Raw genomic sequence first — 25,942 nt, 5'->3', positions numbered from 1 at the left:
AATCCTTTCCCTTTGCGCCCCAGGAGACCTCACATGCCTGACTTCTCTGGCTTGCCGCTGGTAATCGAACCGAGCGAACTGCTGCCGCGCCTCGATGCTGCCGAGCTGATCCTGGTGGACCTCACCAGCGCGGCCCGCTACAGCAGCGGGCACATCCCCGGCGCGCGTTTCGTCGATCCCAAGCGCACGCAACTGGGTCAGCCTCCGGCCCCAGGCCTGTTGCCGGCAAAAGCCGACCTTGAGGCGCTGTTCGGCGAACTCGGACACAACCCCAACGCCGTCTACGTGGTGTACGACGATGAAGGCGGTGGTTGGGCCGGGCGCTTCATCTGGCTGTTGGACGTGATCGGTCATTCGAATTATCACTACCTCGACGGTGGCTTGCTGTCCTGGCTGGATGAGGGCCTGCCGGTGTCCATTGAAATGCCCGCGCCCGGCGCAGGCCCGGTGAGCCTTGAGCTGCACGACGAACCCACTGCCACCCGCGAATACCTGCAAGGCCGCCTCGGCGCTGCCGACCTGGCGATCTGGGATGCACGCGGCCCGCTGGAATACTCCGGCGAAAAAGTCGTCGCGGCCAGGGGCGGCCACATCCCCGGCGCGGTGAACTTCGAATGGACCGCCGGCATGGACCCGACGCGCAGCCTGCGCATTCGCAAGGACATGCCCGAGATCCTCGAACAGTTGGGTATTACACCCGACAAGGAAATCATTACCCACTGCCAGACTCACCACCGCTCTGGCTTCACCTATCTGGTGGCCAAGGCGCTCGGTTATCCGCGAGTCAAAGGCTACGCCGGCTCCTGGGGCGAATGGGGCAACCACCCTGACACCCCGATCGAGCTTTGAAGATTCCTAAGGACATTTAATGAAGAACCGCTTGTTCATCCTTTCCCAATACCTGCTGCCGCACCACTTGCTGTCGCGCCTCGCCGGCTGCATCGCCGAATGCCGCGTGCGCTGGTTCAAGAACGCCTTTACGGCCTGGTTCGCCAAGCGCTACCAGGTGGATATGTCCCAGGCCCTGGTGGAAGACCTGAGCGCCTACGAGCACTTCAACGCTTTCTTCACCCGCGCGCTGAAAGACGGTGCCCGCCCCCTGGATCAAACCCCAGGCGCGATTCTCAGCCCCGCCGACGGCGCCATCAGCCAGCTCGGCCCGATCGAGCATGGCCGCGTGTTCCAGGCCAAGGGCCACAGCTTCAGCGTGCTGGAACTGCTCGGCGGCGATGCGGCCAACGCGGCGCCATTCATGGGCGGCGACTTCACAACGATTTACCTGTCGCCCAAGGATTACCACCGCGTGCACATGCCGTTGGCCGGCACGCTGCGGGAAATGGTCTATATCCCGGGGCGCATTTTCTCGGTCAACCAGACCACAGCCGAAAACGTTCCGGAGCTGTTCGCCCGCAACGAACGCGTAGCGTGCATTTTCGACACCGAACGCGGGCCGATGGCCGTGGTGCTGGTGGGTGCAATGATCGTGGCGTCCATCGAGACGGTCTGGGCCGGCCTGGTGACACCGCCCAAGCGCGAACTCAAGACCTTCCGTTATGACGAAGCCGCCCGTGCGCCGATTCACCTGGAGAAGGGTGCCGAGCTGGGCCGCTTCAAACTGGGTTCGACCGCTATCGTGCTGTTCGGGCCGGATCAAGTGAAGTGGGCCGAAGACCTTGTAGCCGGCTCGCCGGTGCAGATGGGTCAAGGACTGGCATTACCCAAGGCTTGATAACCGAGGCAGCGACGTGAGTCGCTGCCATCGCCGGCGGTCTCCCCCACGCCTTGGAAACTCAGCCCTGGCTCCCATTCACTGCCCCTGGAATAGGTATGACACGTTCGGTTTTTACCAGATACACCGTGCTAGTTCTGATGATCGGATTCACCGTACACCTGACAGGGCTACTTTTCATCACCGACGGCAGCACCTACACGACAATTTCCAACCTGAGCCTGTTCCTGCCTGCATTGCTTTTGTGCATTGTCGACGCACGCCTGCGCCAAAGCCTGGTGCAGAAGTGCTATTGGCCGGTCCTGCTGATGCTGGCGTTCTCATTGCTGATCGCGCTCCTGAACTCCGGCTCGACGACGTCCGCCTTCTCGCAGTTCAAAACCGTGCTGTACGTGACCTTGTACCTCGGCACTGTGCATATACTGGCTCGAGAGGGGCTGCTTGAAAAAAGCCTCACGTTTGCCTTCGCCGTGGCAGGACTCTTTGCAATCGCAGGCCTGCTGATTCATTTCGTACAGCAAGACCAGAACATCTTTTTCATGGGCGGACGCTTATTCAACCTGGGGTATGGCGACTACGCGAATTTCAAGAACCCGATCATCGCTGCGCTGTACTACGGCTTTTTTGGCATCTACGGGTTCCACCTCCTGCTGACCAAACCCTGCGGGCCATGGCTCAGAGTCTTTTACATGGCATGCGTGGCAGGCCTGTCGCTGTACCTGTTCTGCACCCTTTCAAGGGCCGTCTGGCTTGGGTATGGCCTGGCTGTCTGCACCAGCATTGTTCTCCACCACACACCACGAACGCGAAAATGGCTATATCTCACAGGCGCTCTATTTCTGGTGGCAATTGCATGGTTATGGCCGGTCATTATCGACCAGCAAAGTCGTGGATTCAGCCTGCGCGACCTGATTTGGGCCGGCTGGCTGAGCCGCATCCAAGAGTTCTGGCTATTCGGGGCCGGTGCGGGGAGCAACTTTGATATCTGCATCCTCGAGGCGCAGTGCTTCAACCAGGTCCACAATCTGTTTCTTCAGTTCTTTTACGAATTCGGAGTCATAGGCGCAACGTTGCTGTTATTGGCTGTTACTCATGTGTTCAGGTACTCGATCGACAGAAAGACCTGGTCTCATCCCTTGGGGTCGGTCGGCTTGCCGCTGCTCATCTTTGGCCTTGTAACGGCCATGTTCGACTACCACACGGTATTCAACAGGCCTGGGGTCTATTGGATCGTCTTCTGGCTCCCTGTCGGGATCATTCTTTCCCAGCGTTTCTTACCAGGCCCTGCACCTTGCAAAGAGGCTGTCGATGCTCATTGATATTTTCCGGTCAGCCAAACGCTACTGGCATATCGAAATCCTTGGTGGCCTGGACAAACCGTTCAGATGGCGCCGGCTTTACCAGAAGTGCCAGCGCATCAACCGGTACCGCTACCTGTTCTGGTTTCGCCTGGCCTACGCCATGCATCAGCAGGACAGCAAGTTCTGGAGACGGCGCGGCAAGCTGCTGAACGAGCGAATCAGTCGCCAGTTCAATGTGGAAATCATGCTCGGCGCCACCATCGGAGAAGGGCTGTGGATCGCGCACCCGAATGGAATCGTCATCACCTCGCACGCCGTTATCGGCAAAGACTTCAGGATCTGGCAGAACTGCACGCTGGGCATCAAGGGCCAAAGCGAAACTGCGCTCTTGCGTATCGGTGACGGCGTCAGGGTACACGCCCATGCCTGCATCATTTCAGACGACCTGGAGCTGGGCGACAATGTGATCGTCGGCGCTGGCGCCTTCGTCAACAAAAGTATCCCGGCCAACCACTTGTATATCACCCGCAGCGTCGGCGAAATGAAAGCCTACGACCCCCAGTCAATGGGCCGCCTGCAAAGCTAGCGTGGCCGACCGGCCCTGCGGCGGTCTTGGACGCCGCATGGCGCCAGGTGTCGCCGCAGCATGATCTTTTGCCCACACCTGCTAGAGTTGGAACATTCCCTTCATTTCCCGCCGGAGCCCATCCACGGCATGAACGAGACCAGCCCTCTCCAGTTACTGCGCGTCTCGACACCGACCCAGTCGCGCCTGTCCTTCTGCGATGCCACGCCACGCGACCTCAAGCGCTGGATCGGCAACCTGCCCAAGGCCAACATCGGTGAAACCGCGCGCCTGCTGTACCAGGCCCTCGGTGAACTGAACCAGTTGCTCACCCCGAGTGAAAATCGCTTGCAGCTGCTCGAACTGCTGCGGCCCGAGGTTTATTACGTCTGCAAGCACCTGGAGCGACACTTCCTGCAACAGGCCATCGTGCTGGATGAGCGCTCGCGCAAGATCGTCAACCTGAGCCAGGCCCTGCAGACTCATTTGGCGATGGGATACAAACAAATCGTTGCGCGTATCTCGCCAAAATTCACCAAGGACCGGGCGCGCCTGCTGGCGACAGCGCTGCAACGGGCGATACATGCCCTCGACGGCACCCTGTTGCGAGCCAGCCAGCTATACAGCCCCGTGCCTGAAGGTATATGGCTCGATTTGCACCAGCTGTACCGGATCGCCTGTCAGCACCGATTGCAGCACCTCAGCGTGGGCGATGAGCTGGCCAGCCAGGTCCCTCAATTGAATGCCGAGCAGACCTACGTCGTCGCCCTGCTGCTGGGCGCGTCGCGCAGCAACCAGTTACGCCAGAGCCAGATCGCCCGGCTGGCCGAAGTGCTGGAGCCGTGGAGCCAGAGCGTCAAGCTCGACCCGGCCGTCACCGCCGGCAGCCTGTTTGCCGTCGCACCGCAACTGGATGTAGGGCCGCGCTATCGTTCCAAATTTCGCGCCGAACAGCAACCGAGCCTACAGGGGTTCGATCCACAGCCCCTGGTGCGTGCCATCAGCGCTCACCTGGCGCAACCTGGCGACTCGTCCCTGGCGGTACCTGCCGGCATGAGTGCCGACACCTTGCATCATCTGCAAGCAGCCTGGGGCGAAGCCGCCGAACGCAGCTTCCAACGCACCGAAGGCAACGGCACGCTGACCCTGTGCGTGGGCATGAGCGCGCTGCACTATTACCTTGGGGGCGAACGTTCCTTCAGCGAAATCCTGAAGAACCCGGCCATGCGCAAGGCCCGATTCGAGGCCTCGCCGACCAAAACCAACGACACCTGGAACCAGGCGTTCGACGCCGCGCCAGCCGGCGACAGCGACCTCTTGCCCTACGAGGAAATCGAGTATCCGGTCAACCCGGCCGATGACGACGGCGCCAGTTCCGACAACCAGCATCATTTCCCGACCTTTGAGCTGCCGATCATCAATCACAGCCCGGGTGGGTACTGCCTCGGCTGGCCGAAGGAAGTGCCGGAGCAATTGCAGGCCGGGGAGATGGTCGGGATTCGTGACACCAGCGACCAGGCCTGGAGCATCGCCGTGGTCCGCTGGATCCGGCAGGTGCGCAACGGTGCGATGCAAATGGGCATTGAACTGGTAGCTCCCCATGCCCAGCCTTGCGGCGTGCAATTGGCGCGCGAGCAGAACGAGCAAGGCCACTACCTGCGGGGGTTGCTGCTGCCGGAAATCAGCGCGATCGACCTGCCGCCCACGATGATCGCTCCGCGCCTGCCCTTCCAGGAAGGCCAGCGGGTGTTGATCAATACCAACGGACAGGAAAGACGAGCCTCGCTGGATCGGCGCGTGACCAGCACCCACAGCTTCAATCAGTTTGCTTATCACCCCGAAGACTCAGGCACCGGCGGGGATGGCAGTGACAAGGAAGGCGATTTTGATTCGCTGTGGAAGTCACTCTAGGAAGCGACCAGCTCCCGTGGCGAGGGAGCTTGCTCCCGCTGGGCTGCGCAGCGGCCCCTAACCGAGCTACACGGTGCATCTGAAATAACGCGTCGCCTGGATTACGGCTGCTTCGCAGCCGAGCGGGAGCAAGCTCCCTCGCCACAGGAGCGTATGCCTGGGAAATCGATGCAGGGCTCAAACCTGCCCGTCGCGATCCCTGAAGCCCAGCAAATAAAGCACCCCGTCCAGCCCCAAGGTCGAAATGGCCTGCCTGGCTGATTGCTTGACCAGCGGTTTGGCCCGGAACGCCACGCCCAGCCCGGCGATCGCAAGCATCGGCAAGTCGTTGGCGCCGTCACCGACCGCGATGGTCTGCTCCAGGCGAAGGCCTTCTTTCGCGGCCAGCTCACGCAGCAAGTCCGCCTTGCGCTGGGCATCGACGATCGGCTCGACAGCCACGCCGGTGACCTTGCCATCCACTACTTCCAGTTCGTTGGCGAACACGTAGTCGATGCCGAGTCTGGCCTGTAACTGTTTGGCAAAATAAGTGAAGCCGCCGGACAGGATGGCGGTCTTGTAACCCAGGCGCTTGAGCTCGGCGAACAAGGTTTCGGCGCCTTCGGTCAGGCGCAAGGAGGCACCGATCGAGTCGAGCACACTGACATCCAGGCCTTTGAGCAACGCCAGGCGCTCCTTGAAGCTGGCGCGGAAATCCAGCTCGCCGGCCATCGCCCGCTCGGTAATCGCCGACACCTTGTCGCCGACGCCGGCAGCCTTGGCCAACTCATCGATGACCTCGGCTTCGATCAACGTCGAGTCCATGTCGAACACCGCCAGGCGACGGTTGCGGCGAAACAGCGAATCCTCCTGGAAGGCGATGTCAACGTTCAGCTCCTGCGCCACGCTGAGGAACTCGGCGCGCAAAGCCTGGGGATCGGCGGGTTCGCCGCGTACGGAAAATTCGATGCAGCCCTTGCCTTGATCGGCCGGAGTATCCAGCGGCATGCGCCCGGACAGTCGGTCGATATGGTCGATGTTCAAGCCGTATTGGGCAGTGATCGAACTGACACGCTGCAATTGCTCGGCGGTCACCTTGCGGGTCAACAGCGTCACGATATGGCGTTTCTTGCCCTGGCCAGCCACCCACTGTTGGTAATCTTCCTCGGACACCGGGGTGAAACGCACCTGCTGATCAAGCTTGTATGCGGTGAACAGGATGTCCTTGAGCACCGATTTGCTGTGTTCGGCGTCCGGGATTTCAACCAGGATGCCAAACGACAGCGTGTCGTGGATCACCGCCTGACCGATGTCGAGAATGTTCACACCACCCTGGGCCAGAACGCCGGTAATGGCTGCAGTCAGACCCGGACGGTCGCTGCCAGTGATGTTTATCAGGACGATTTCGCGCAAGGCGCACCCCCGCAGGTGGAAAAAAACCGCATTCTACCCACATTCAGTGACCATCGGGCACCGCCAGTGCTTTGCCGGTCATGGGGCTGTCGCTATACTGCGCGTCAATTTCACGGACAAAGAGCCGAGCTCAGTGAACCGGCCCACGCCAGTCAAAACCGACAACTTCTTCCTGCTGATCTTCCGTGCATTGCGCCATCGCCGCGTGCCGATCGCATTGCGCATTGCCAGCCATAACGTGATCCTGGTCGCCTTGGCCCTGGTCATCTATGCCTGCGTGATGGGCCTGCAATTCAAGCAGGCCATGCACGAGCAGGCGGATGCCCTGGGCGAAAGCCTGACCACCCAGACCGCCACGTCCGCCACCGAGCTGCTGGTGTCCAACGACATCCTCAGTCTCAATGTGCTGCTCAACAACCTGACCAAGAACAAGCTGGTGGCCCACGCCGCCATCTACAGCGTGGACAACCGCATCCTCGCCGAGGCCGGCCAGCGTCCCAAGCCAGGCTTGCTCGGCGAAACCGGCGGCATGTACCAGAGCAAGATTACCTTCCAGGACGTGACCGCCGGCCAACTGCGCATCAGCCTGGACATGGACCAGTTCCAGCAACCCATGACCATCAGCCTGCAAAGCATGGGCATCCTCAGCGCGATCCTGCTGGCATTGGCCCTGGCGTTGAGCTTGCGCCTGGGGCGGCATATATCCACGCCGCTGTTGCAGTTGCGCGTCTGGCTGCGAGACATCGACGAACACACGCCAGCCACCCAGCGCCAGGATGAAATCGGCGACCTGGCCCGGCAGCTGCACGCCAGCTTCGCGCCGGAGCCGGAACCCGTGCCGGAACCTGAAGACATCGACTACGTTGACGAGGACGATGCGGAGCCGGGCTTCGAGGTGCGCAACCTGCGCGACCCGGGGTTCGACGAAAGCGCGCCGCTGCCCGCTGCTCGCCCCGCGCCGCGACATGTGGTGCGCACTGTCGAAGACGACGATGACGACGAGGCCTTTGCCGATTTGCGCGACGATTCGATAGTCGGCGAACCACAACCGCTCGCCCGCCCTGTCGCCTCGAACCTGCCTCAGCACAGCGCCGTACTGGCCGTGCAACTGGGCGCCCAGGACCAATTGCGGCGCCTGCCTCAGGCTCGCCTGAAAGAGCTGCTCGAACGCTATCGCGACTGCCTCGACCAGGCCGCATCGCTTTATCAGGGCGAGCTGCACACCCTGAACGACGGCAGCACGCTGATGCTGTTCCACACCGAGGACAGCGGCGACGACTACCTGACCAACGCCATCTGCTGCGGCGAATTGCTGCGGGCGCTGGGTCATCAATTGCAGATCGAGGTCGCCGACAGCGGCATCACCCTGCAATTGCAACTGGGGCTGACCTTGGGCGATGGCTTGTTCGGCCTGAGCCAGATCGACCTGCTGCTGACCGAAACCGCCCAGGACGCCCTCGCCCTTTCCCAACACAGCCGCAACCTGCTGCTGGTGGAACGCAAGATCAATGACGACGCGCTGATCCGCCAACGCACACGCATCCGTCCGATCGCCAGCCCCGAGGGCGCCTGCTGTGTGGAACGACTGATGGAGCCTTATCCGTCGATGCTGGAACGGCAACTGGCGCGGATGCATGAGCGCCAGGCCTGAGTCCCGTTGCCTGGAATAACGAAGCCCGCAGATGAGTGATTGTCTGCGGGCTTTTTTGTTGGCTTCGATGGCCTCTTCGCGAGCAGGCTCGCTCCCACACCGGATCTGTGGCTTGCCGCCCTCCCCCTGTGGGAGCGAGCCTGCTCGCGAAAGGGCCGGGAAAGGCGCCACAAATCCAAAGAGCAGAAACAACAAAGCCCGCATCAACGCGGGCTTTGTCTTGCATCCATACCAACCGTCAGAACCGGAACACTTCCATGTCCGTCCGAATCGGCAAGGCCATCGGAATCTTGTCCTTTTCCTTTCCTGCCGGCTTGGCCGGGGCGGGAGCGGGCTTGCGTGGAACTTCAGCGATAGGAGGCTGGTTGGCCAGCGGCTTGAGCGAGACGGACAACTGTTCGGCCAGTCGTTGCAGCAGCACACCCTGGGCCTGAACCTGCGCCGCCGTGGTGCCGGCGTGTTGCTCTTGCAGATGAACGATGCGGTTCTCGCGCACCTTGCCGCGACGGTCAATCAACCGCCATTGGGCATCAAGTACCGCCGGTTGGGATTCACCCGAGTCCAGGCGGGTAATCGACAGCAGGACCTGCACATCCGGGGTGAAGCCTTGGGTAGCCGGCGCCAGCACCACGCGCTGACTGTCCAGGTGACCGGCGACCTGGCGCAACAGCAGCTGGTCGATGTCCGAGGACAGGCTGCCGGCCCAACGACCGTCCGTGGCGGCTTGCAGGCTGCCGTCCGGTTGGCGTTGCAGGAGAGTTTCGCGTTGCAGGTAGTCGGCAATCAATACAGGGCCCAGCAAAACCGCCATGCCTGTGCTTTGCGCAGGCTGGGCCGGGGTACCGCTGTCCAGCTGATACAGCGACACCGGCTGGTGCATGCTGCAGCCCGCCAGGCCAAGCAGGCCGGCGAGCCACAAGATAGGTAGGCGCAGAGCAGTCATCGTTCCGTCCAGGTGGCAGCCACAAGGCTTACCACAGTGAAAATACTCGGTCATTATGAAGAACGCTCGGCCACGCCGGCGCTTGAAAGGGCCTATCATCCGTGAATATGCGTTCCGACTCCAGCGCCAAAGTTCCGATCTGCGGCTTTTAATCGCAGACCGAGCCCTCTAGCACGGTCAATTGAGGTTTTCGACGAGCAGTGCATCCACCCGTTGAAAACCCCTTGGAAGCTTGTTGCCCCGCCGACCGCGTTCACCTTTGTAATGCTCAAGATCGTCCGCTTTCAGTGAAAGCGTACGCTTTCCAGCCTGCAGCACAAGCGTGGCACCTTCAGGTAACACTGCAATATCCGTGACAAATTCCTCGCGACTCGCCACCCGTTCGCCAGGAATCCCGATGATCTTGTTGCCTTTGCCTTTCCCAAGCTGTGGCAGGTCGCTGATCTTGAAGACCAGCAACCGACCTTCGGTCGTCACCGAAGCCAGCCAGTTGTTATCGCGATCGCTGACCGGGCGCGGGGCAATGACCTTGGCGTTGTTCGGCAGGCTCAACAACGCCTTGCCCGCCTTGTTCTTGGCTTGCAGGTCTTCACCCTTGACGACGAACCCGTAGCCGGCGTCCGACGCGATAACGTACAGCCCGTCATCATCAGGCATCAGCACACATTCAAAAGTTGCACCCGGCGGAGGTGTTAATCGTCCGGTCAGCGGTTCACCCTGGCCACGCGCCGATGGCAAGGTGTGGGCCGGCACCGAATAGCTGCGCCCGGTAGAGTCGATGAACACTGCGAACTGGTTCGAGCGCCCCGGCGCCAAGGCCTTGAAGCCGTCCCCGGCCTTGTAGGAAAGCCCGGCAGCGTCGATGTCATGGCCCTTGGCGGAGCGCACCCAGCCTTTTTCCGACAGTACAACGGTGACTTTCTCGTTCGGCAACAGGTCGTGCTCGCTCAAGGCCTTGGCCTCGGCACGCTCGACAATCGGCGAACGACGGTCATCGCCGTAGGTTTCGGCGTCCTTGAGCAACTCGGTGCGTACCAGTTTCTTCAGTTTGGCTTCGCTGCCCAGCAAGGCTTGCAGCTTGGCCTGTTCCTTGAGCAATTCATCCTGCTCGGCACGCAGCTTCATTTCTTCCAGGCGGGCCAGTTGGCGCAGGCGCGTGTCGAGGATGTAGTCGGCCTGGATTTCACTGAGGGCGAAGCGCTCGATCAGGCTGGCCTTGGGATGCTCCTCGGTGCGGATGATGTGGATCACTTCATCGAGGTTGAGGTAGGCAATCAGCAAGCCGTCCAACAGATGCAGGCGACGCTCGACCTTGTCCAGGCGGAATTGCAGGCGCCGACGCACCGTCTTGACCCGGAACTCGAGCCATTCCACGAGCAATGCCCGCAGGTTTTTCAGCTGCGGCTTGCCGTCCAGGCCGATGATGTTGATGTTCACCCGATAGCTGGATTCCAGATCGGTGCTGGCGAACAAGTGCTGCATCAGCGCGTCGTGATCGACCCGGCTGTTCACCGGAATGATCACGATGCGGCAGGGATTCTCGTGGTCGGATTCGTCGCGCAAGTCAGCAACCTGCGGCGCTTTCGACGGTTTTGCCTGCATCATCGCGGCAATCTGCTCAAGGACTTTAGCCCCGGAAACCTGATGCGGCAGCGCGGTGACAATAATGTCACCGTCTTCAACGTGATAGACGGCGCGCATGCGCACCGAACCGCGACCGGTCTCATAGATTTTCAGCAGATCGGCACGCGGTGTGATGATTTCCGCTTCGGTCGGATAGTCCGGGCCCTGGATATGTTCGCAGAGCTGTTCTACCGTGGCTTTCGGCTCGTCCAACAAGCGCACGCACGCTGTGGCGACTTCTCGCAGGTTGTGCGGCGGCACGTCGGTGGCCATGCCCACGGCAATGCCGGTGGTACCATTGAGCAGGATGTTCGGCAAACGTGCCGGCAAAACCAAGGGTTCATCGAGGGTGCCGTCAAAGTTCGGTCCCCAGTCCGCGGTGCCTTGGCCCAGCTCGCTGAGCAGCACTTCGGAATAGCGTGACAGGCGCGCCTCGGTGTACCGCATGGCCGCGAAGGACTTGGGATCGTCCGGCGCACCCCAGTTACCCTGGCCGTCCACCAGCGTGTAGCGATAGCTGAACGGCTGGGCCATCAGCACCATGGCTTCATAGCAGGCCGAGTCGCCGTGGGGATGGAACTTGCCGAGCACGTCACCAACGGTACGCGCCGACTTCTTGTGCTTGGAATCAGCGTCCAGCCCCAGCTCACTCATGGCATAGATGATCCGCCGTTGGACCGGCTTCAGACCGTCGCCAATATGCGGCAAGGCGCGGTCCATGATCACGTACATGGAGTAATTGAGGTAGGCATTTTCGGTGAAGTCAGCCAGCGATCGGCGTTCTACGCCGTCCAAGCTGTCTGCAAGAATGTCGCTCATGCGGGCCTCATCAGTTCGTTGTCTGGCGCAGCAGCATGGTGCCGTCGCGCTGGGTAAATTCAAGTTTGTTCAGGGCGCTCATGCCCAGCAGCACTTGCGTGCCTTCCAGGCCTGGCGCCACCAGGGCACGGACATCACGCAACACGATGTCACCCAATTGCAGCCGGTCGATGCGGGTGCGGTAGCCTTCGCTCAAACCATTGGCGGTGCTCAACCTCACGCCAAGACCTTTTTCCAGCTTGAGGCGCTCGGCCAATTCCTGCGGGATCGCCACGTCGGTGGCCCCGGTATCGAGCATGAAATCCACCGGCTGGCCGTTGATCTGGCCGCTGGCGACAAAATGTCCCTGCCGGTTGCCGATCAGCTTTACTTCGATAAAACCTTCGCCCTTCTGCGAATGCACCTCGGCATTGGGGTTGAGCTCTCGCTGCTCCCACTGGGCAAAAAACCGCGTTGCCAGAAACAGTGCCGCGCACCAGGCCAGGATCATCAGCACCCGGCCGGCGCGCTTGCCCGGTGGTTGCTGGCTCATGGCGCGGCACCCCAACCACCCTCGGGCGCGGCGAAGCGCCAGATAACCGGCCGCTGCTCGCCGTCAGCCCGCGCACCGTCGTTGTTGTCCACGCCGATCCAGGCGCCGTCGGCGTCGACGATGAGCGCTTCGACCAGGCCGAAGGGCTGTGGATAACGGCGATTTTCCTGCAACGCCTCCCCCGCAAACGACCAGCAGCGCTCGACCTTGGCGGTCTGCGGGTCACGCCGGCAGATCTGATAGGCGTTTCGCTCCAGGGTGAACATCTTGCCGTTGAACAACGACAGATCGGCGAAATCCCGGGAGACCGCCTTGGCCTTGGGAAACTGCGCCGGCTGCATCTCCTGCCCCGCTTCGCTCAACAATACGCAATTGCCGTCGCAGTCCCACACCGTTTGCTGGCGCTTGAGCAACACCAGGCCACGACGCTCCCGTTCGGCGGCCAGCCATAGCTGATCGCCAGCCGGGTTGACCGCCACGCCTTCGAACAGGGCATTAAAATGCAGCAGCATGCCGCTGCCCCGGGCCTGGCGGAGCATGGTCGGGCTGATTTTCAGCCAGGACGCTTCGCCTGCCTGCGATATTCTCAGCACGGCGGCGTGGGACTCACTGACCACATAACGCTGACCGGCGCTGTCGCAACTGATGCCTTCGTAGTCCAGTTCGCCCCCGCGCACGAACGATGCCGCCCAGGTCCGCGACTGCAAGCCCCAAGGCAAATCATTCTCCGGCACGGCCGGCACCTCGATACCGACAGCCTCGGCCTGCCAGGCCCGGGTATCGGAGGGTTGGAGCCGATAAATCCGGTCATCGTCGCGATCGGATACCGTCCACATCTCGTTGCCACACAGGGCCAGTCCGGACAGATTGCCGCCGCGCATGCCATCGACGACATGCTCGGACAGCAACTTCAGTTCCGGCACCGGCCCTGCGACTACCACCCCCGCCCACAGCAACAACGCCAGGGCGAAACCGTTGCGCATCAGGCCAGGACCTCAGCCAGATCACCCTTGGATTCAAGCCAGTTCTTGCGGTCGCCGGCGCGTTTTTTCGCCAGCAACATGTCCATCATTTCCGACGTCGCTTCGAAATCATCCAGGGTCAACTGCACCAGCCGACGGGTGTTCGGGTCCATGGTGGTTTCGCGCAACTGCGGCGGGTTCATCTCGCCCAGGCCTTTGAATCGGGTGACCTGCGGCTTGCCGCGTTTTTTCTCGGCCACCAGCCGATCAAGGATGCCGTCGCGCTCGGCTTCATCCAGGGCGTAGTAGATCTCCTTGCCCAGGTCGATACGGTACAACGGCGGCATCGCCACATAGACGTGACCGGCATCCACCAGCGGGCGGAAATGCTGGACGAACAAGGCGCAGAGCAAGGTAGCGATGTGCAAGCCGTCGGAGTCGGCGTCGGCGAGGATGCAGATCTTGCCGTAACGCAGCTGGCTCATGTCCTCGGCGCCCGGATCGACGCCGATGGCCACCGCGATGTTATGCACCTCCTGACTGGCCAGCACTTCGCTGCCGTCGACCTCCCAAGTGTTGAGGATCTTGCCCCGCAGCGGCAGGATCGCCTGGAACTCCTTGTCCCGCGCCTGCTTGGCCGAGCCGCCGGCGGAGTCACCTTCCACCAGGAACAGCTCGGAGCGCATCGGGTCCTGCCCGGCACAATCGGCGAGCTTGCCCGGCAGTGCCGGCCCCTGGGTGATGCGCTTGCGCTCGACCTTCTTGCTTGCCTTGAGGCGACGGCCGGCGTTGTTGATCGCCAGTTCGGCGAGGGCCAGGCCGGTTTCCGGATTGGCATTGAGCCACAGGCTGAACGCATCCTTGACCACCCCGGAGACAAACGCCGCCGCCTCGCGGGACGACAGGCGCTCCTTGGTCTGGCCGGAGAATTGCGGCTCTTGCATCTTCATCGACAATACGAAAGCGATGCGCTCCCAGACGTCTTCCGGCGCCAGCTTGACGCCACGAGGCAGCAGGTTACGGAATTCGCAGAACTCGCGCATCGCATCGAGCAGGCCCTGGCGCAAGCCGTTGACATGGGTGCCGCCCTGGGCGGTGGGGATCAGGTTGACGTAGCTTTCCTGGACGCTTTCGCCGCCCTCGGGCAGCCACAGCAGCGCCCAATCCACGGCTTCCTTGTTACCGGCCAGGCTGCCGCAGAACGGCTCGTTGGGCAGGCGTTCGAAACCGTTGACCGCATCGACCAGGTACGAGCGCAGGCCGTCCTCGTAATGCCATTCGACTTTCTCACCGGTGGCCTTGTCCTCGAAACTCACCAGCAGCCCCGGGCACAACACCGCCTTGGCCTTGAGGACGTGCTTGAGGCGAGTCACGGAAAACTTCGGTGAATCGAAATACTTCGGATCCGGCGCGAAATACACGCTGGTGCCGGTGTTGCGCTTGCCGACGGTGCCGACCACTTCCAGCTCGGTGGCCTTGTAGCCGTCAGCAAAGGTCATCTGGTATTCGTTGCCGTCACGCTTGACCCGCACCCGCACCTGGGTCGACAAGGCGTTGACCACGGAGATACCCACCCCGTGCAGGCCGCCGGAGAACTGGTAGTTCTTGTTGGAAAACTTGCCGCCGGCGTGGAGCTTGGTGAGGATCAGCTCGACGCCCGACACACCTTCTTCAGGGTGAATGTCCACCGGCATGCCGCGGCCGTCATCGCTGACTTCCAGCGAGTGATCGGCGTGCAGGATGACCTGCACCGATTTCGCGTGCCCGGCCAAGGCTTCGTCGACGCTGTTGTCGATGACTTCCTGGGCGAGGTGATTCGGCCGACTGGTGTCGGTGTACATGCCGGGGCGCTTGCGCACCGGGTCGAGGCCCGAGAGGACTTCGATGGCGTCTGCGTTATAGGAGCTAGCGCTGGGAGTGGCCATGGGGTCTCGTCGTCAGTGTTCAGTGAAATAGAGGCAATGGTTCACAGCGAGGTGAAGTCGATCGCCTGGTACAAATCGGCGCCAATGCCGGCAAAACTCAAAAGCGCCGGCAACCGCTGGGCAAACCCTTGGAAACTGTGGTCGCCGCCGGCCTGGATACGCAACGCGCAGGCACGGTAATACTGCTGGGCGTGGCGATAATCCAGCGTTTCGTCACCGGTTTGCAACCATACCTGAAACCGCTGCGGATCCCGGGGGGCCGGCACTTCCAGCTCGGCCAGGGCCGTCACGTGGTCGTGGGTCAATTCCCAGGTCTCGTCGGTGTACAAATTCTTCTGCGTGCCCAGATAACCGTCGAACATCCGATGCGGGCTGACCGCCGGATTGACCAACAAGGCCTTGAGGCCGTGGCGCTCGGCCAAGTGAGTCGCATAGTAGCCGCCGAGCGAGCTGCCGACCAGCAGCGGCCGCCCCAGTTCTGTGATCGCCTGCTCCAACTGAGCAATCGCCTCGCGCGGATGGTGATGCAAGGCCGGCACCCGCAACTGGTCGCCCAGCCCGAGGCGCGTCATCACTTCGGTCAGTTGACAGGCCTTGGTCGACGCCGGGGCGCTGTTGAAGCCATGGATATAAAGGATCGAACCCGACATGGGCAACTCCCTGGGTGCTGGGCAAAGGCCGGAGTTTACAGGGAGTTTGTGGAAGTTTGGGCGGTTTCGAATACCCCTCCGTCTTCGTGGCGAAGGAGCTTGCTCCCGCTGGGCTACGCAGTAGCCCCTTGAGCAGCAACGCCCGTTCCGACTGATAGAACACGGTGCCTGGTCTTGGGCCTGCTTCGCAGGCCAGCGGGAGCAAGCTCCCTCGCCACGGGGGGCTTTGTCAGCCGTAAAACTTCATTGCCTCGGCTCAACGATTGTTTCTGGGGGGTTGGGGTAATCTTGGGCATGAGGGTAACTCTCGTCTACAGGTGGAGCTGCCACGTTCGTTTCCAAGCGAGGGGGGTGGCAGCCGTACGCAGGTTGGAAAACCGAGGTAAACGAGCCCGGCAGACCCGAAGGTCTCCCGCGCACAGCCGCCATAACACAAGAATGGTCAAAAAACGACCGAAGCATACGTTGGGAAGAGCGCTTTCGCGCAGTTTACTTATCGGGTTTCCAAGCCCGGTCGCTGAATTTGCAGCGACGGGAAAAAGACTAGCGACACCCCTTCCCCACCGGCAACCGCCAGCACTCGTCGGAAAAATCCGCTTGCGTCAGAAAGGTCTTCCGACCCTTCCCAGAACCCTGGCAGGCTGCCGCCCGCCCTCGCGAGCAAGCTCGCTCCCACACGAATCCGTGGTCATTATGATTTTTTCGACACAGCAAAAATCCCCCTGTGGGAGCGAGCCTGCTCGCGAAAGCGGTGGGTCAGCTTGCATCAGCATTAAATGTGCCGCCGCCTTCGCGAGCAGGCTCGCTCCCACATTGAAACCGGCGTACCCCCGCGAGAATAAGGTCGGCTGTCAGGCCGCCTCGCTTAGATCTTGATTTTGATCTTGGGCGCCCCGTTAACCACGATGGCCGAACGCAGGCATTGCGCAGTGGGCATCCCGGCATGGATGCCGGGATAGCCGCGCTGGGCCAGGGACGGCCCTTCGCGGCGGGCCCACGGAGCAATGCCGGAGTGAGGGCATGCCGAGCCTTGGCGAGGCACCGAGTGGTGGGGCAAAGCCTTTTTGGTTACTTTTTTGGCGTCTGAAAAAAGTGACCCGCCGTAAGGGCGGAACCCCAAGCAGCCGTTACCGCAGCAATGGATATGTACCCGGTCAACAAACCCCTGGCCGGCTGCAAGGCCGCCATCGCGAGCAGGCTCGCTGCCACACGAATCCGTGGCCATTATGATTTTTCCGACAAAGCAAAAATCCCTGTGGGAGCGAGCCTGCTCGCGAAAGCGGTGGGTCAGCTTGCATCGGCATTGAATGTGCCGCCGCCTTCGCGAGCAGGCTCGCTCCCACATTAAAACCGGCGTACCTCGTGAGAATAAGGCCGGCTGCCAGGCCGCCTCGCTTAGATCTTGATCTTGATTTTGATCTTGATCTTGGGCGCCCCGTTAACCACGATGGCCGAACGCAGGCATTGCGCAGTGGGCATCCCGGCATGGATGCCGGGATAGCCAGGGACGGCCCTTCGCGGCGGGCCCACGGAGCAATGCCGGAGTGAGGGCATGCCGAGCCTTGGCGAGGCACCGAGTGGTGGGGCAAAGACTTTTTGGTTACTTTTTTGGCGTCTGAAAAAAGTGACCCGCCGTAAGGGCGGAACCCCAAGCAGCCGTTACCGCAGCAATGGATATGTAACCGGTCAACAAACCCCTGGCCGGCTGCAAGGCCGCCATCGCGAGCAGGCTCGCTCCCACAGTTTGGGGTCAGTCCAGCTAGATCGAACTCAATAGCCGTTGGATCCGTAGTCAGGCGTAAACGCAAACCCAACCAACCGCTCAACCCCCGTCTCCAATCGCCCATCCGGCAACAACCGCAACCACCGATACCCTGGCGCCTGCGAGCCCACCGCAAAATCCTCACTCCCCGGCTCAAACTGGATACAGGTCGAAGGCGAAGCCAACAAACGAACCCCCTCGCGCACCCGGTCTATTTCCTGATGCACATGCCCCCACAACACCGCCCGCACCTGCGGAAACCGATCCAACACCGCAAACAGCGCCTCCGGATTGCGCAACCCGATCGGCTCCATCCACGCACAACCAATCGACACCGGATGATGATGCAGACACACCAGATGATGCCGCTCCGGCGCCTCGCTCAAGGCATTGGCCAACAGAATCAACTGCTCCTCGGCCAAAAAACCCGGCACCGAACCTGGCACGGCTGAATCCAACAGAGTGACTCGCCAATTGCCGATGTCCACCACCGGATCGAGCAACGTGCTCTGCACCGCCGCCTCAAGCATCACCTGCGGCTCATCATGATTGCCCGGAATCCACCGCGCCGGCGCATCGATACGCGCAGTCAGTTGCCGAAATGCCTCGTAGGATTGCAGCGTACCGTCCTGGGACAAGTCGCCCGTGGCGAGCATCAGGTCGATATCCGGTTGCTGCCGGAGTACGAGGTCAACCACCGCCCGCAAGCTGTCACGGGTGTTCATACCCAGCAACGAAGCATCGGCCTCGGCGAACAAATGGCTGTCAGACAGTTGGACCAGCAGCGCCGCGTCGGCAGTGGTCAAGCTGGATACGCTCGGCAAATCGCTTTCTCCCAGGCGCAATCACGCCGTTGCATGAGCGGCAATTATGCTGGGGGACGATCGAAAGGGGAAACCCGCGAACCGGAACCGGTTCACAACTACCGTACGACTTCGAACTCGTGGCCCAGCGCCAGGCAATGACTCAGCCACTCGCCCAGGAACAGGTTCAACTGGGCCTTTTCGTCCGGCTGGTGCATTGACGCATTGGGGTAAGGATAGATGCCGCGAAAGCGTCGTGCATGTTCGGCACTGACCACTTCGGCCATGCGTGCATCGTGATAGACCTGCACTTCCAGCTGCGGCACCGGCAGCCAGGGCAGGCTGTGCTCCTGGCGCACCTGCAATGTGGTGGTGTATGGACAGGTCTGCAGTACTTCCAGGGCCAGTACGCCGAGCATCTGGTCGCCGTGGGTCACGGCGATGCGGCGCGGTGCCGGGTCGTTGCGCATGTCCGGCAACAAGCGCATCAGGCGGGCGTAGTTGGCCTCGCAGGCAGCCTGCAACCCCACCAGGTCGACGCGATAACGATCGCGCAGCTTGTTCAGGACCATAGCCCCCTCACTTCATCTCGATTCAAGGCCAGCCATTGCAAGGCAATGATGCTGGCCGCGTTGCAGATACGTCCGTCGCGCACCGCTTGCAGGGCGTCTTCGAATGCCCAGGTCTTTACGCGGATATCTTCAGCCTCTTCCAGCAGGCCATGCAGGCCGCCGGCCCCCGTACTGTCGCAACGCCCCAGGTAAAGATGCACGAACTCATTGCTGCCGCCCGGCGACGGGAAATATTTGGTCATCGGCCAGAGCGCAGCGAAGACCAGCCCAGCTTCCTCCTGCGCTTCGCGATGAGCAACTTCTTCCGGTTGCTCGTCCTTGTCGATCAGACCAGCCACCAGTTCAACCAACCAGGGATTGGCGGCCTTGCCAATGGCACCCACGCGAAACTGCTCTATCAATACCACTTCGTCGCGCTGCGGATCGTAGGGCAGCACACACACCGCATCATGACGTACAAACAGTTCACGACTGATCTCACGGCTCATGCCACCGGCAAACAGCTCGTGGCGCAAGACGAGGCGGTCGAGCTTATAGAAACCCTTGAAGCAGGTTTCACGCTTGACGATGTCCACGTTGCTCGGTGTGGCGTTGGCGAAATCGGTCATGACAATCCTCGTGTGCAGTGGAACGATGCGAGGTTCCAACCTCGGCTTCGCGCCATCCTAACGCGCCCGTACCGTTTGATGCAGCCCCTTTCCACTGATCGGGATGGACGGCAGAAGGTGAAAGAACTCTAATGAGCTTAGTGGCGAACTGATTGCCCTGCCGACAGTCGAAGCGGGTAACTTTTTGCCTTTCCCTGTTTCACGAAGGACGCCCATGTCGCTTTTCAAGATTGCTTCGCTGGCCGCCATTGCCCTGATCCTGGGCGCTTGCCAGAGCCTGTTCCAACCCAATTACCGCGCCCCGCTGGAGACCACTCGCGATGCGTCGGAGCAATTGCAGCCTGGCTGCGCCAGCGCCGACTGCCCGCTGGTCAACATCGACACCCTGCATTTCCCTACCGAGCCCGCGCTGGATGGCATCATCGAAAAACGTCTGCTGCAAATGACCCGCACCACCCCGGACGCCCCGTTGGCGCCGACGCTGGCCGCCTATCGCGAGCAGTTTCTGCGCAGCGCAGCGCCGCGCAACAGCAGCTATCTGCAGGCCAAGGTACGTGAGCAACATGACGGCCTGGTGATCATCGAGCTGTCCAGCTATCTGGACACCGGCGGCGCTCACGGCACCCCTGGTCGCGGTTTCATCAATTATTCGCGCCAGCAGCAAAAAGTGCTGACGCTGTCGGACATGCTGCTGCCGGGCCAGGAAGAAGCCTTCTGGAAAGCCGCGCAAGTGGCCCACAACAGCTGGCTGATCAGCACCAAGCTGGATCAGGAACCGGAATTCCTGAAGCAGTGGTCCTTCCAGAAAACCCCGCACATCGCGCTGACCTACGGCGGGGTGATCCTCAAATACGAAGTGAGCACCATCGCGCCGTACGCCCTGGGCCACATCGAATTGAAGATCGCCTACCCCCGCCTCAACGGCATCCTCAAGCCCGAGCTGTTTCCCGGCCGTAGCTGAAAGCCCGGCCCAGCAACAATTGCAGCACCCCTGCCAGGATCAGCGACGGCAGGGTAGCGCCGATGTCCGGATAGAAGTTGGCCAGCAGGTGGTAGGTACTCACCCCGCCCAGCCAGGCCAACAACGCCGGCCAGCGCAACGCGACTGAGCGCACCTGGCTGCTGCGCTTGCGCAGGATGAAGTGATCCACCAGTACCACGCCGAACAGCGGCGCGAACACCGAGCCGATCAGCAACAGGAAGTTCTGGTACTGCGCCAGCGGCGCGAAGCAGGCGATCACGGTGCAGATGACACCAATCGCCAAGGCCAGGTGCTCGACCTTCAGCCCCGACAACATGCTCGTCGACACCGCCGCCGAGTGGATGTCGGCGAAAGCGTTTTCCGACTCGTCCAGAAGAATCAGCAACAGCGGAATACCCAACCCGGCACCGGCCAGGGCCAGCAGCAACGCGTTGACTTCACCGCTCGGCGCGAACGCCAGGGTGTAGGCCACGCCGAGGCTCATCAGCCAGACGTTACCGACGAAGAAGCCCACGGCCGTGCCGCCGAAGACGTTTCTGGCGCGTTTGCCGAAGCGCGAGTAGTCGGCGATCAGCGGCAACCAGGAGAGCGGCATGGCGATGGCGATGTCAAAACCCACCGCCAGCGACATCGAACCGTCGCCGGCCTGGGCCCACAGCGCCGGCAGATCGGCCTTGGCGAACAGGTTCCAGGTCAACCAGATGCACGCCGCCAGCAGCAACCAGATGCCCCATTTGCGCAGGATTTTGCGTACGAAGGTCAGCGGCCCGCTCACCGCGAGCAGGGTCGCCAACGCGCCGAAGAACAGCGTCCACAACAATGGATTGGAGCCCAGGCTGCCTTCGCTGAAGGCCCGCGCGCCGAGCAGGCTGGCGGCATCGCGCATGACAATGATTTCGAACGAGCCCCAGCCGATCAATTGCAGCAGGTTCAACAGCGCCGGCACGCTCGCGCCCTTGCCACCGAGGCTGAGCTTGAGCGCGGCCATCGCTGACAGGCCGGTGTCGCTGCCAATCACCCCGACCGCCGCCAACAGCAGGACGCCCACCAGCGTGCCGAGGAAAATCGCCAGCAACGAACCGCTCAAGCCCAGGCCCGGCGCAAGCAAGGCGCCGACCTGCAAGACCATCAGGCCGATGCCCAGGGAGAACCACAGGGAAAACAGATCGCGGGCGCCGAAGACGCGTTTGTCCAGGGGCACGGCGGTGTCTGGGGAATAGATGCTGGGTTGGATGTTCAAGGGTTGTTTTCTCAGAGAGATAATTGTTGTTCTGGTGATGGCTTTCGCGAGCAGGCTCGCTCCCACAGTGGAACTCGGTGGTTCACAAATCTTGTGTTCACCGCAGATCCATTGTGGGAGCGAGCCTGCTCGCGAAGGCGGCGGCAAGATCACCACCGCCCTCAGCTCAGATCACACTTTCTTGTAAAGCTGACTACCTTCCTTCTTGAACCGCTCCGCCTGCTCCGCCAGGCCTTGGGCGACCTCGACATCCACCGCTTCAATGCGCTGGTTGGCCGCGTACTCACGCACTTCCTGGGTGATTTTCATTGAGCAGAATTTCGGCCCGCACATCGAACAGAAATGCGCGACCTTGGCCGAGTCCTTCGGCAGGGTTTCGTCGTGGTACGAGCGGGCGGTGTCCGGGTCGAGGCCGAGGTTGAACTGGTCTTCCCAGCGGAACTCGAACCGCGCCTTGCTCAAGGCGTTGTCACGGATCTGCGCGCCCGGGTGGCCCTTGGCAAGGTCGGCCGCATGGGCGGCGATCTTGTAGGTGATGATCCCGGTCTTGACGTCATCCTTGTTCGGCAAGCCGAGGTGTTCCTTCGGCGTGACGTAGCAGAGCATCGCGCACCCGAACCAGCCGATCATCGCCGCGCCGATGCCGGAGGTGATGTGATCGTAGCCCGGCGCAATGTCGGTGGTCAGCGGGCCAAGAGTGTAGAACGGCGCCTCGTCACAGCATTCCAGCTGCTTGTCCATGTTCTCCTTGATCAACTGCATCGGCACGTGGCCGGGGCCTTCGATCATGCACTGCACGTCGTGCTTCCAGGCGATCTTGGTCAGCTCGCCGAGGGTTTCCAGCTCGCCGAACTGCGCTTCGTCGTTGGCGTCGGCAATCGAGCCCGGACGCAGGCCGTCGCCCAGCGAGAAGCTGACGTCGTAGGCCTTCATGATTTCGCAGATGTCTTCGAAGTGGGTGTAGAGGAAGTTTTCCTTGTGGTGCGCCAGGCACCACTTGGCCATGATCGAACCGCCACGGCTGACGATACCGGTGACGCGCTTGGCGGTCATCGGCACGTAACGCAGCAACACGCCGGCATGGATGGTGAAGTAGTCGACGCCCTGCTCGGCCTGTTCGATCAGCGTGTCGCGGAACAGCTCCCAGGTCAGGTCTTCGGCCACGCCGCCGACTTTTTCCAGGGCCTGGTAGATCGGCACGGTACCGATCGGCACCGGCGAGTTGCGGATGATCCACTCGCGGGTTTCATGGATGTGCTTGCCGGTGGACAGGTCCATGACCGTGTCCGAACCCCAGCGGATGCCCCATGTCAGCTTCGCCACTTCTTCTTCGATGGACGAACCCAGCGCGCTGTTGCCGATGTTGCCGTTGATCTTCACCAGGAAGTTACGGCCGATGATCATCGGTTCCAGTTCGGTGTGGTTGATGTTGGCCGGGATGATCGCGCGGCCACGGGCGATTTCGTCACGGACGAATTCCGGGGTGATGACTTTCGGCACGCTGGCGCCGAAGCTGTGACCAGCATGTTGCTGGTCCAGCAGGCCGGCGGCGCGGGCCACTTCCAGCTTCATGTTTTCGCGGATGGCGACGTACTCCATCTCAGCGGTGATGATGCCTTGGCGCGCGTAGTGCATCTGGCTGACGTTGGCGCCCGGCCTGGCGCGACGCGGGTTGTTTACATGGGCGAAGCGCAGCTTGGTCAGCTCGGGATCGGCCAGGCGTTCCTGGCCGAAATTGGAACTCAGGCCGGCGAGACGCTCGGTGTCGCCACGGGCTTCGATCCACGGCGAGCGCACATCGGCCAGGCCCTTGCGCACATCAATGGCCACGTTCGGGTCGGTGTAGGGCCCCGAGGTGTCATACACCACCACTGGCGCGTTGATTTCGCCGCCGAAGTCGGTGGGGGTCACGTCGAGGCTGATTTCGCGCATCGGCACGCGGATATCCGGGCGACTGCCCTGGACGTAGATTTTTTGCGAGCGGGTAAACGGTTGGACCGATTGCTGATCGACCTGGGCCGATTCACTGAGGTTGGTCGCGTTTTTTGATTTTGTCGTCATCACGGGCTCTCCAGACACACATCCAGGCAGTGGATTTTTGTCGGAGCGAACCTGTGGCGAATGGACGCGTCCCTGCACGAAAGTGCGAACGCTGTGCTTGCTGCTCGAGCCTGTTCGAAGATCGAAAGTCGATTGTCGAACAACATCCCGGACGAAGCACAAGAGGACTCGCCGGGTGACGAGAAATCTTGTTCCCTACGCAGGCGCTAACCTGATCAGGTTCAACGGGATCCGAAATTATTCGATCTCAGCCTCATAGCAAGGCACCCCGACAAGAACCCGGCCAGTCTAGACACAACCGGCGCAGAACGCCATCGCCAGGGCAAAAGCCGTGATGAATGGCGCATATACAGGATTGTTGCCGTGCGTAGGCGCAACTACACTCGCTACGCCGCGCGCCTGTTATGCGCATTCAATCTTGAACGTAGGGATCGCCTCATGCTGCGCAAACTCTCACTGGCCCTTGCCGTGTCTTGTGCGACCAATGGAATGGCCTGGGCCGCCGAAGCCCCGTTATCCACCCGAACCGACCTGGTCAGCGTGTACCAGGAAGCGGTGGACAACAACGCCGACCTGGCCGCCGCCCGCGCCCAATACGGCGCGCAGAAAGAAGTGGTGCCCCAGGCCCGCGCCGGGCTGTTGCCCAATCTTTCGGCCGGAGCCGACCTGAACAACACCCGCACCGAGCTCGACCAGCCGGCGATGACCGCCACCCGCAGCTCGACGGTGTACCAGGCCACCTTGTCCCAGCCGATTTTCCGCGCCGACCGCTGGTTCCAGTTGCAGGCCGCCAAATCGGTCAATGAACAAGCGTCGCTGCAGTTGTCGGCCACCGAGCAGAACCTGATCCTGCAAAGCGCCGAAGCTTATTTCAATGTGCTGCGCAGCCAGGACAACCTGGCCTCGACCAAGGCCGAGGAAGCCGCGTTCAAGCGCCAGCTCGACCAGTCCAACGAACGCTTCGACGTCGGCCTGTCGGACAAGACCGACGTGCTGCAATCCCAGGCCAGCTACGATACCGCCCGGGCCAACCGGATCATCGCGCAGCGCCAGGTCGAAGATGCCTTCGAAGCGCTGATCACCCTGACCAATCGCCAATACAATGCGATCCAGGGCGTCGTCCACACCCTGCCGATCCTGCCGCCGGCGCCCAACGACGCCAAGGCCTGGGTAGACACTGCCGCCAAGCAGAACCTCAACCTGCTGGCCAGCAATTACGCCGTCGACGCCGCCGAAGACACCTTGCGCCAGCGCAAGGCCGGCCACGCGCCAACCCTCGATGCAATCGCCCAGTACCGCAAAGGTGACAACGACGGCCTCGGCTTTACCAACCCGAGCCCCACCGGCCAGCGCTACGGTGGCGACGCGGAGCAACGCACCATCGGCCTGCAATTGAGTATTCCGATCTACAGCGGCGGGCTGACCAGCTCCCAGGTGCGCGAGTCCTACTCGCAACTCACCCAGACCGAGCAGCAGCGCGAAGGCCTGCGTCGGCAGGTGGTGGAGAACACCCGCAACCTGCACCGTGCGGTGAACACCGATGTGGAACAGGTCCAGGCCCGGCGCCAGTCGATCATTTCCAACCAGAGCGCGGTGGACGCCACGGAAATCGGCTATCAGGTGGGCACCCGCAACATCGTCGATGTGCTCGACGCCCAGCGCCAGCTGTACACTTCGGTGCGCGATTACAACAATGCCCGGTACGACTACATCCTCGACAACCTGCGCCTCAAGCAGGCCGCCGGGACGTTGAGCCCGGAAGACCTGCAGGCCCTGTCCCGCTACCTCAAGCCCGACTACAACCCGGACAAGGACTTCCTGCCGCCGGACCTGGCACAGGCCGCCGCAGAGCAGTTGCGCTCGCGGCCGGCGCAGTAGCACACCTGCAAGCAATCCCCCTGTGGCGAGGGA

At 61.7% G+C, this 25,942-nt stretch carries 20 protein-coding genes and 1 riboswitch; of the genes, 8 read left to right on the top strand and 12 right to left on the bottom strand.

Going from position 1 to position 25,942, the window contains the following annotated elements:
• Nucleotides 1-33 precede the first annotated feature (33 nt).
• The 5 genes from J3P97_RS02485 (at nt 34) to J3P97_RS02465 (ending at nt 5,506) form a co-directional block, all read left to right on the top strand.
• Nucleotides 34-849 carry a rhodanese-like domain-containing protein gene (locus J3P97_RS02485; protein ID WP_434673404.1) on the top strand — a complete coding sequence of 272 codons (816 nt, stop codon included), beginning with the start codon at nt 34-36 and terminating at the stop codon, nt 847-849.
• A gap of 19 nt (nt 850-868) precedes the next feature.
• On the top strand, nt 869-1,729 hold the full coding sequence (gene asd, locus J3P97_RS02480) for an archaetidylserine decarboxylase (protein WP_434673403.1): 861 nt from the start codon (nt 869-871) through the stop codon (nt 1,727-1,729).
• A gap of 98 nt (nt 1,730-1,827) precedes the next feature.
• Nucleotides 1,828-3,048, top strand: coding sequence for an O-antigen ligase family protein (locus tag J3P97_RS02475; protein WP_434570013.1), 1,221 nt, complete (start codon nt 1,828-1,830; stop codon nt 3,046-3,048).
• The gene (locus J3P97_RS02470; protein WP_434570014.1) at nt 3,038-3,616 is read left to right on the top strand and encodes a serine acetyltransferase; all 579 of its coding nucleotides are present in this window, start codon (nt 3,038-3,040) and stop codon (nt 3,614-3,616) included. The genes J3P97_RS02475 and J3P97_RS02470 overlap by 11 nt, the downstream gene beginning before the upstream one ends.
• Before the next feature lie 129 nt (nt 3,617-3,745).
• Complete coding sequence (locus J3P97_RS02465) at nt 3,746-5,506, top strand: molecular chaperone (RefSeq protein ID WP_434673402.1); 1,761 nt, start codon at nt 3,746-3,748, stop codon at nt 5,504-5,506.
• A gap of 177 nt (nt 5,507-5,683) precedes the next feature.
• Here J3P97_RS02465 and serB read toward each other — a convergent pair whose 3' ends face one another.
• A complete protein-coding gene (serB, locus tag J3P97_RS02460; protein WP_305497223.1) occupies nt 5,684-6,898 on the bottom strand; it encodes a phosphoserine phosphatase SerB in 1,215 nt (404 codons plus the stop codon).
• A gap of 133 nt (nt 6,899-7,031) precedes the next feature.
• On the opposite strand from serB, the gene J3P97_RS02455 reads away from it, so the two are divergent.
• Nucleotides 7,032-8,549 (top strand): AhpA/YtjB family protein, encoded by a 1,518-nt coding sequence (locus J3P97_RS02455; protein ID WP_434673401.1) that lies wholly within the window; start codon nt 7,032-7,034, stop codon nt 8,547-8,549.
• Between the two features lie 238 nt (nt 8,550-8,787).
• Here the strand turns inward: J3P97_RS02455 and J3P97_RS02450 are convergent, their stop codons facing one another.
• The 9 genes from J3P97_RS02450 to J3P97_RS02410 all read right to left on the bottom strand — a co-directional run bounded on the left by J3P97_RS02450 (nt 8,788) and on the right by J3P97_RS02410 (nt 19,748).
• Nucleotides 8,788-9,492, bottom strand: coding sequence for a PqiC family protein (locus J3P97_RS02450; protein WP_305497225.1), 705 nt, complete (start codon nt 9,490-9,492; stop codon nt 8,788-8,790).
• 177 nt (nt 9,493-9,669) lie between these two features.
• Nucleotides 9,670-11,934, bottom strand: a complete 2,265-nt coding sequence (gene parC / locus J3P97_RS02445; RefSeq protein WP_305497226.1) for a DNA topoisomerase IV subunit A — start codon at nt 11,932-11,934, stop codon at nt 9,670-9,672.
• Between the two features lie 10 nt (nt 11,935-11,944).
• The gene (locus J3P97_RS02440; protein WP_434570018.1) at nt 11,945-12,466 is read right to left on the bottom strand and encodes a retropepsin-like aspartic protease family protein; all 522 of its coding nucleotides are present in this window, start codon (nt 12,464-12,466) and stop codon (nt 11,945-11,947) included.
• Nucleotides 12,463-13,449: an esterase-like activity of phytase family protein gene (locus J3P97_RS02435; protein ID WP_434673400.1), complete on the bottom strand. Its 987-nt coding sequence runs from the start codon at nt 13,447-13,449 to the stop codon at nt 12,463-12,465. The genes J3P97_RS02440 and J3P97_RS02435 overlap by 4 nt, the downstream gene beginning before the upstream one ends.
• Nucleotides 13,449-15,353: a DNA topoisomerase IV subunit B gene (parE, locus tag J3P97_RS02430; protein WP_434570021.1), complete on the bottom strand. Its 1,905-nt coding sequence runs from the start codon at nt 15,351-15,353 to the stop codon at nt 13,449-13,451. The genes J3P97_RS02435 and parE overlap by 1 nt, the downstream gene beginning before the upstream one ends.
• 41 nt (nt 15,354-15,394) lie before the next feature.
• Nucleotides 15,395-16,003, bottom strand: coding sequence for a YqiA/YcfP family alpha/beta fold hydrolase (locus J3P97_RS02425; protein ID WP_434602644.1), 609 nt, complete (start codon nt 16,001-16,003; stop codon nt 15,395-15,397).
• A 1,770-nt stretch (nt 16,004-17,773) separates the two neighbouring features.
• Nucleotides 17,774-18,589: a 3',5'-cyclic-AMP phosphodiesterase gene (gene cpdA / locus J3P97_RS02420; protein ID WP_434602641.1), complete on the bottom strand. Its 816-nt coding sequence runs from the start codon at nt 18,587-18,589 to the stop codon at nt 17,774-17,776.
• 98 nt (nt 18,590-18,687) lie between these two features.
• Nucleotides 18,688-19,140: a DUF1249 domain-containing protein gene (locus J3P97_RS02415; RefSeq protein WP_003186471.1), complete on the bottom strand. Its 453-nt coding sequence runs from the start codon at nt 19,138-19,140 to the stop codon at nt 18,688-18,690.
• Entirely contained in the window at nt 19,131-19,748 is a 618-nt protein-coding gene (locus J3P97_RS02410; protein WP_434626392.1) for an NUDIX domain-containing protein, read from the bottom strand. Before J3P97_RS02410 ends, J3P97_RS02415 begins: the two co-directional genes overlap by 10 nt.
• A 214-nt stretch (nt 19,749-19,962) precedes the next feature.
• Here J3P97_RS02410 and J3P97_RS02405 point away from each other — a divergent pair, with 214 nt between their 5' ends.
• Nucleotides 19,963-20,709 (top strand): DUF3298 domain-containing protein, encoded by a 747-nt coding sequence (locus J3P97_RS02405; RefSeq protein WP_434570027.1) that lies wholly within the window; start codon nt 19,963-19,965, stop codon nt 20,707-20,709.
• Here the strand turns inward: J3P97_RS02405 and cytX are convergent.
• Nucleotides 20,678-21,970 (bottom strand): putative hydroxymethylpyrimidine transporter CytX, encoded by a 1,293-nt coding sequence (gene cytX / locus J3P97_RS02400; protein ID WP_434673399.1) that lies wholly within the window; start codon nt 21,968-21,970, stop codon nt 20,678-20,680. The genes J3P97_RS02405 and cytX overlap by 32 nt on opposite strands.
• A gap of 171 nt (nt 21,971-22,141) precedes the next feature.
• Nucleotides 22,142-24,031, bottom strand: a complete 1,890-nt coding sequence (gene thiC, locus J3P97_RS02395) for a phosphomethylpyrimidine synthase ThiC (protein ID WP_434673398.1) — start codon at nt 24,029-24,031, stop codon at nt 22,142-22,144.
• Nucleotides 24,032-24,206: 175 nt separating this feature from the next.
• Nucleotides 24,207-24,312: riboswitch (TPP riboswitch) on the bottom strand.
• Nucleotides 24,313-24,469: 157 nt separating this feature from the next.
• Here thiC and J3P97_RS02390 point away from each other — a divergent pair.
• Nucleotides 24,470-25,909 (top strand): TolC family outer membrane protein, encoded by a 1,440-nt coding sequence (locus tag J3P97_RS02390; RefSeq protein ID WP_434570033.1) that lies wholly within the window; start codon nt 24,470-24,472, stop codon nt 25,907-25,909.
• The last annotated feature ends 33 nt before the right edge of the window (nt 25,910-25,942 follow it).

Source organism: Pseudomonas sp. R1-15, assembly GCF_051132085.1.
Lineage (GTDB): Bacteria > Pseudomonadota > Gammaproteobacteria > Pseudomonadales > Pseudomonadaceae > Aquipseudomonas.
This window is presented reverse-complemented; position numbering and strand designations above follow the sequence as displayed.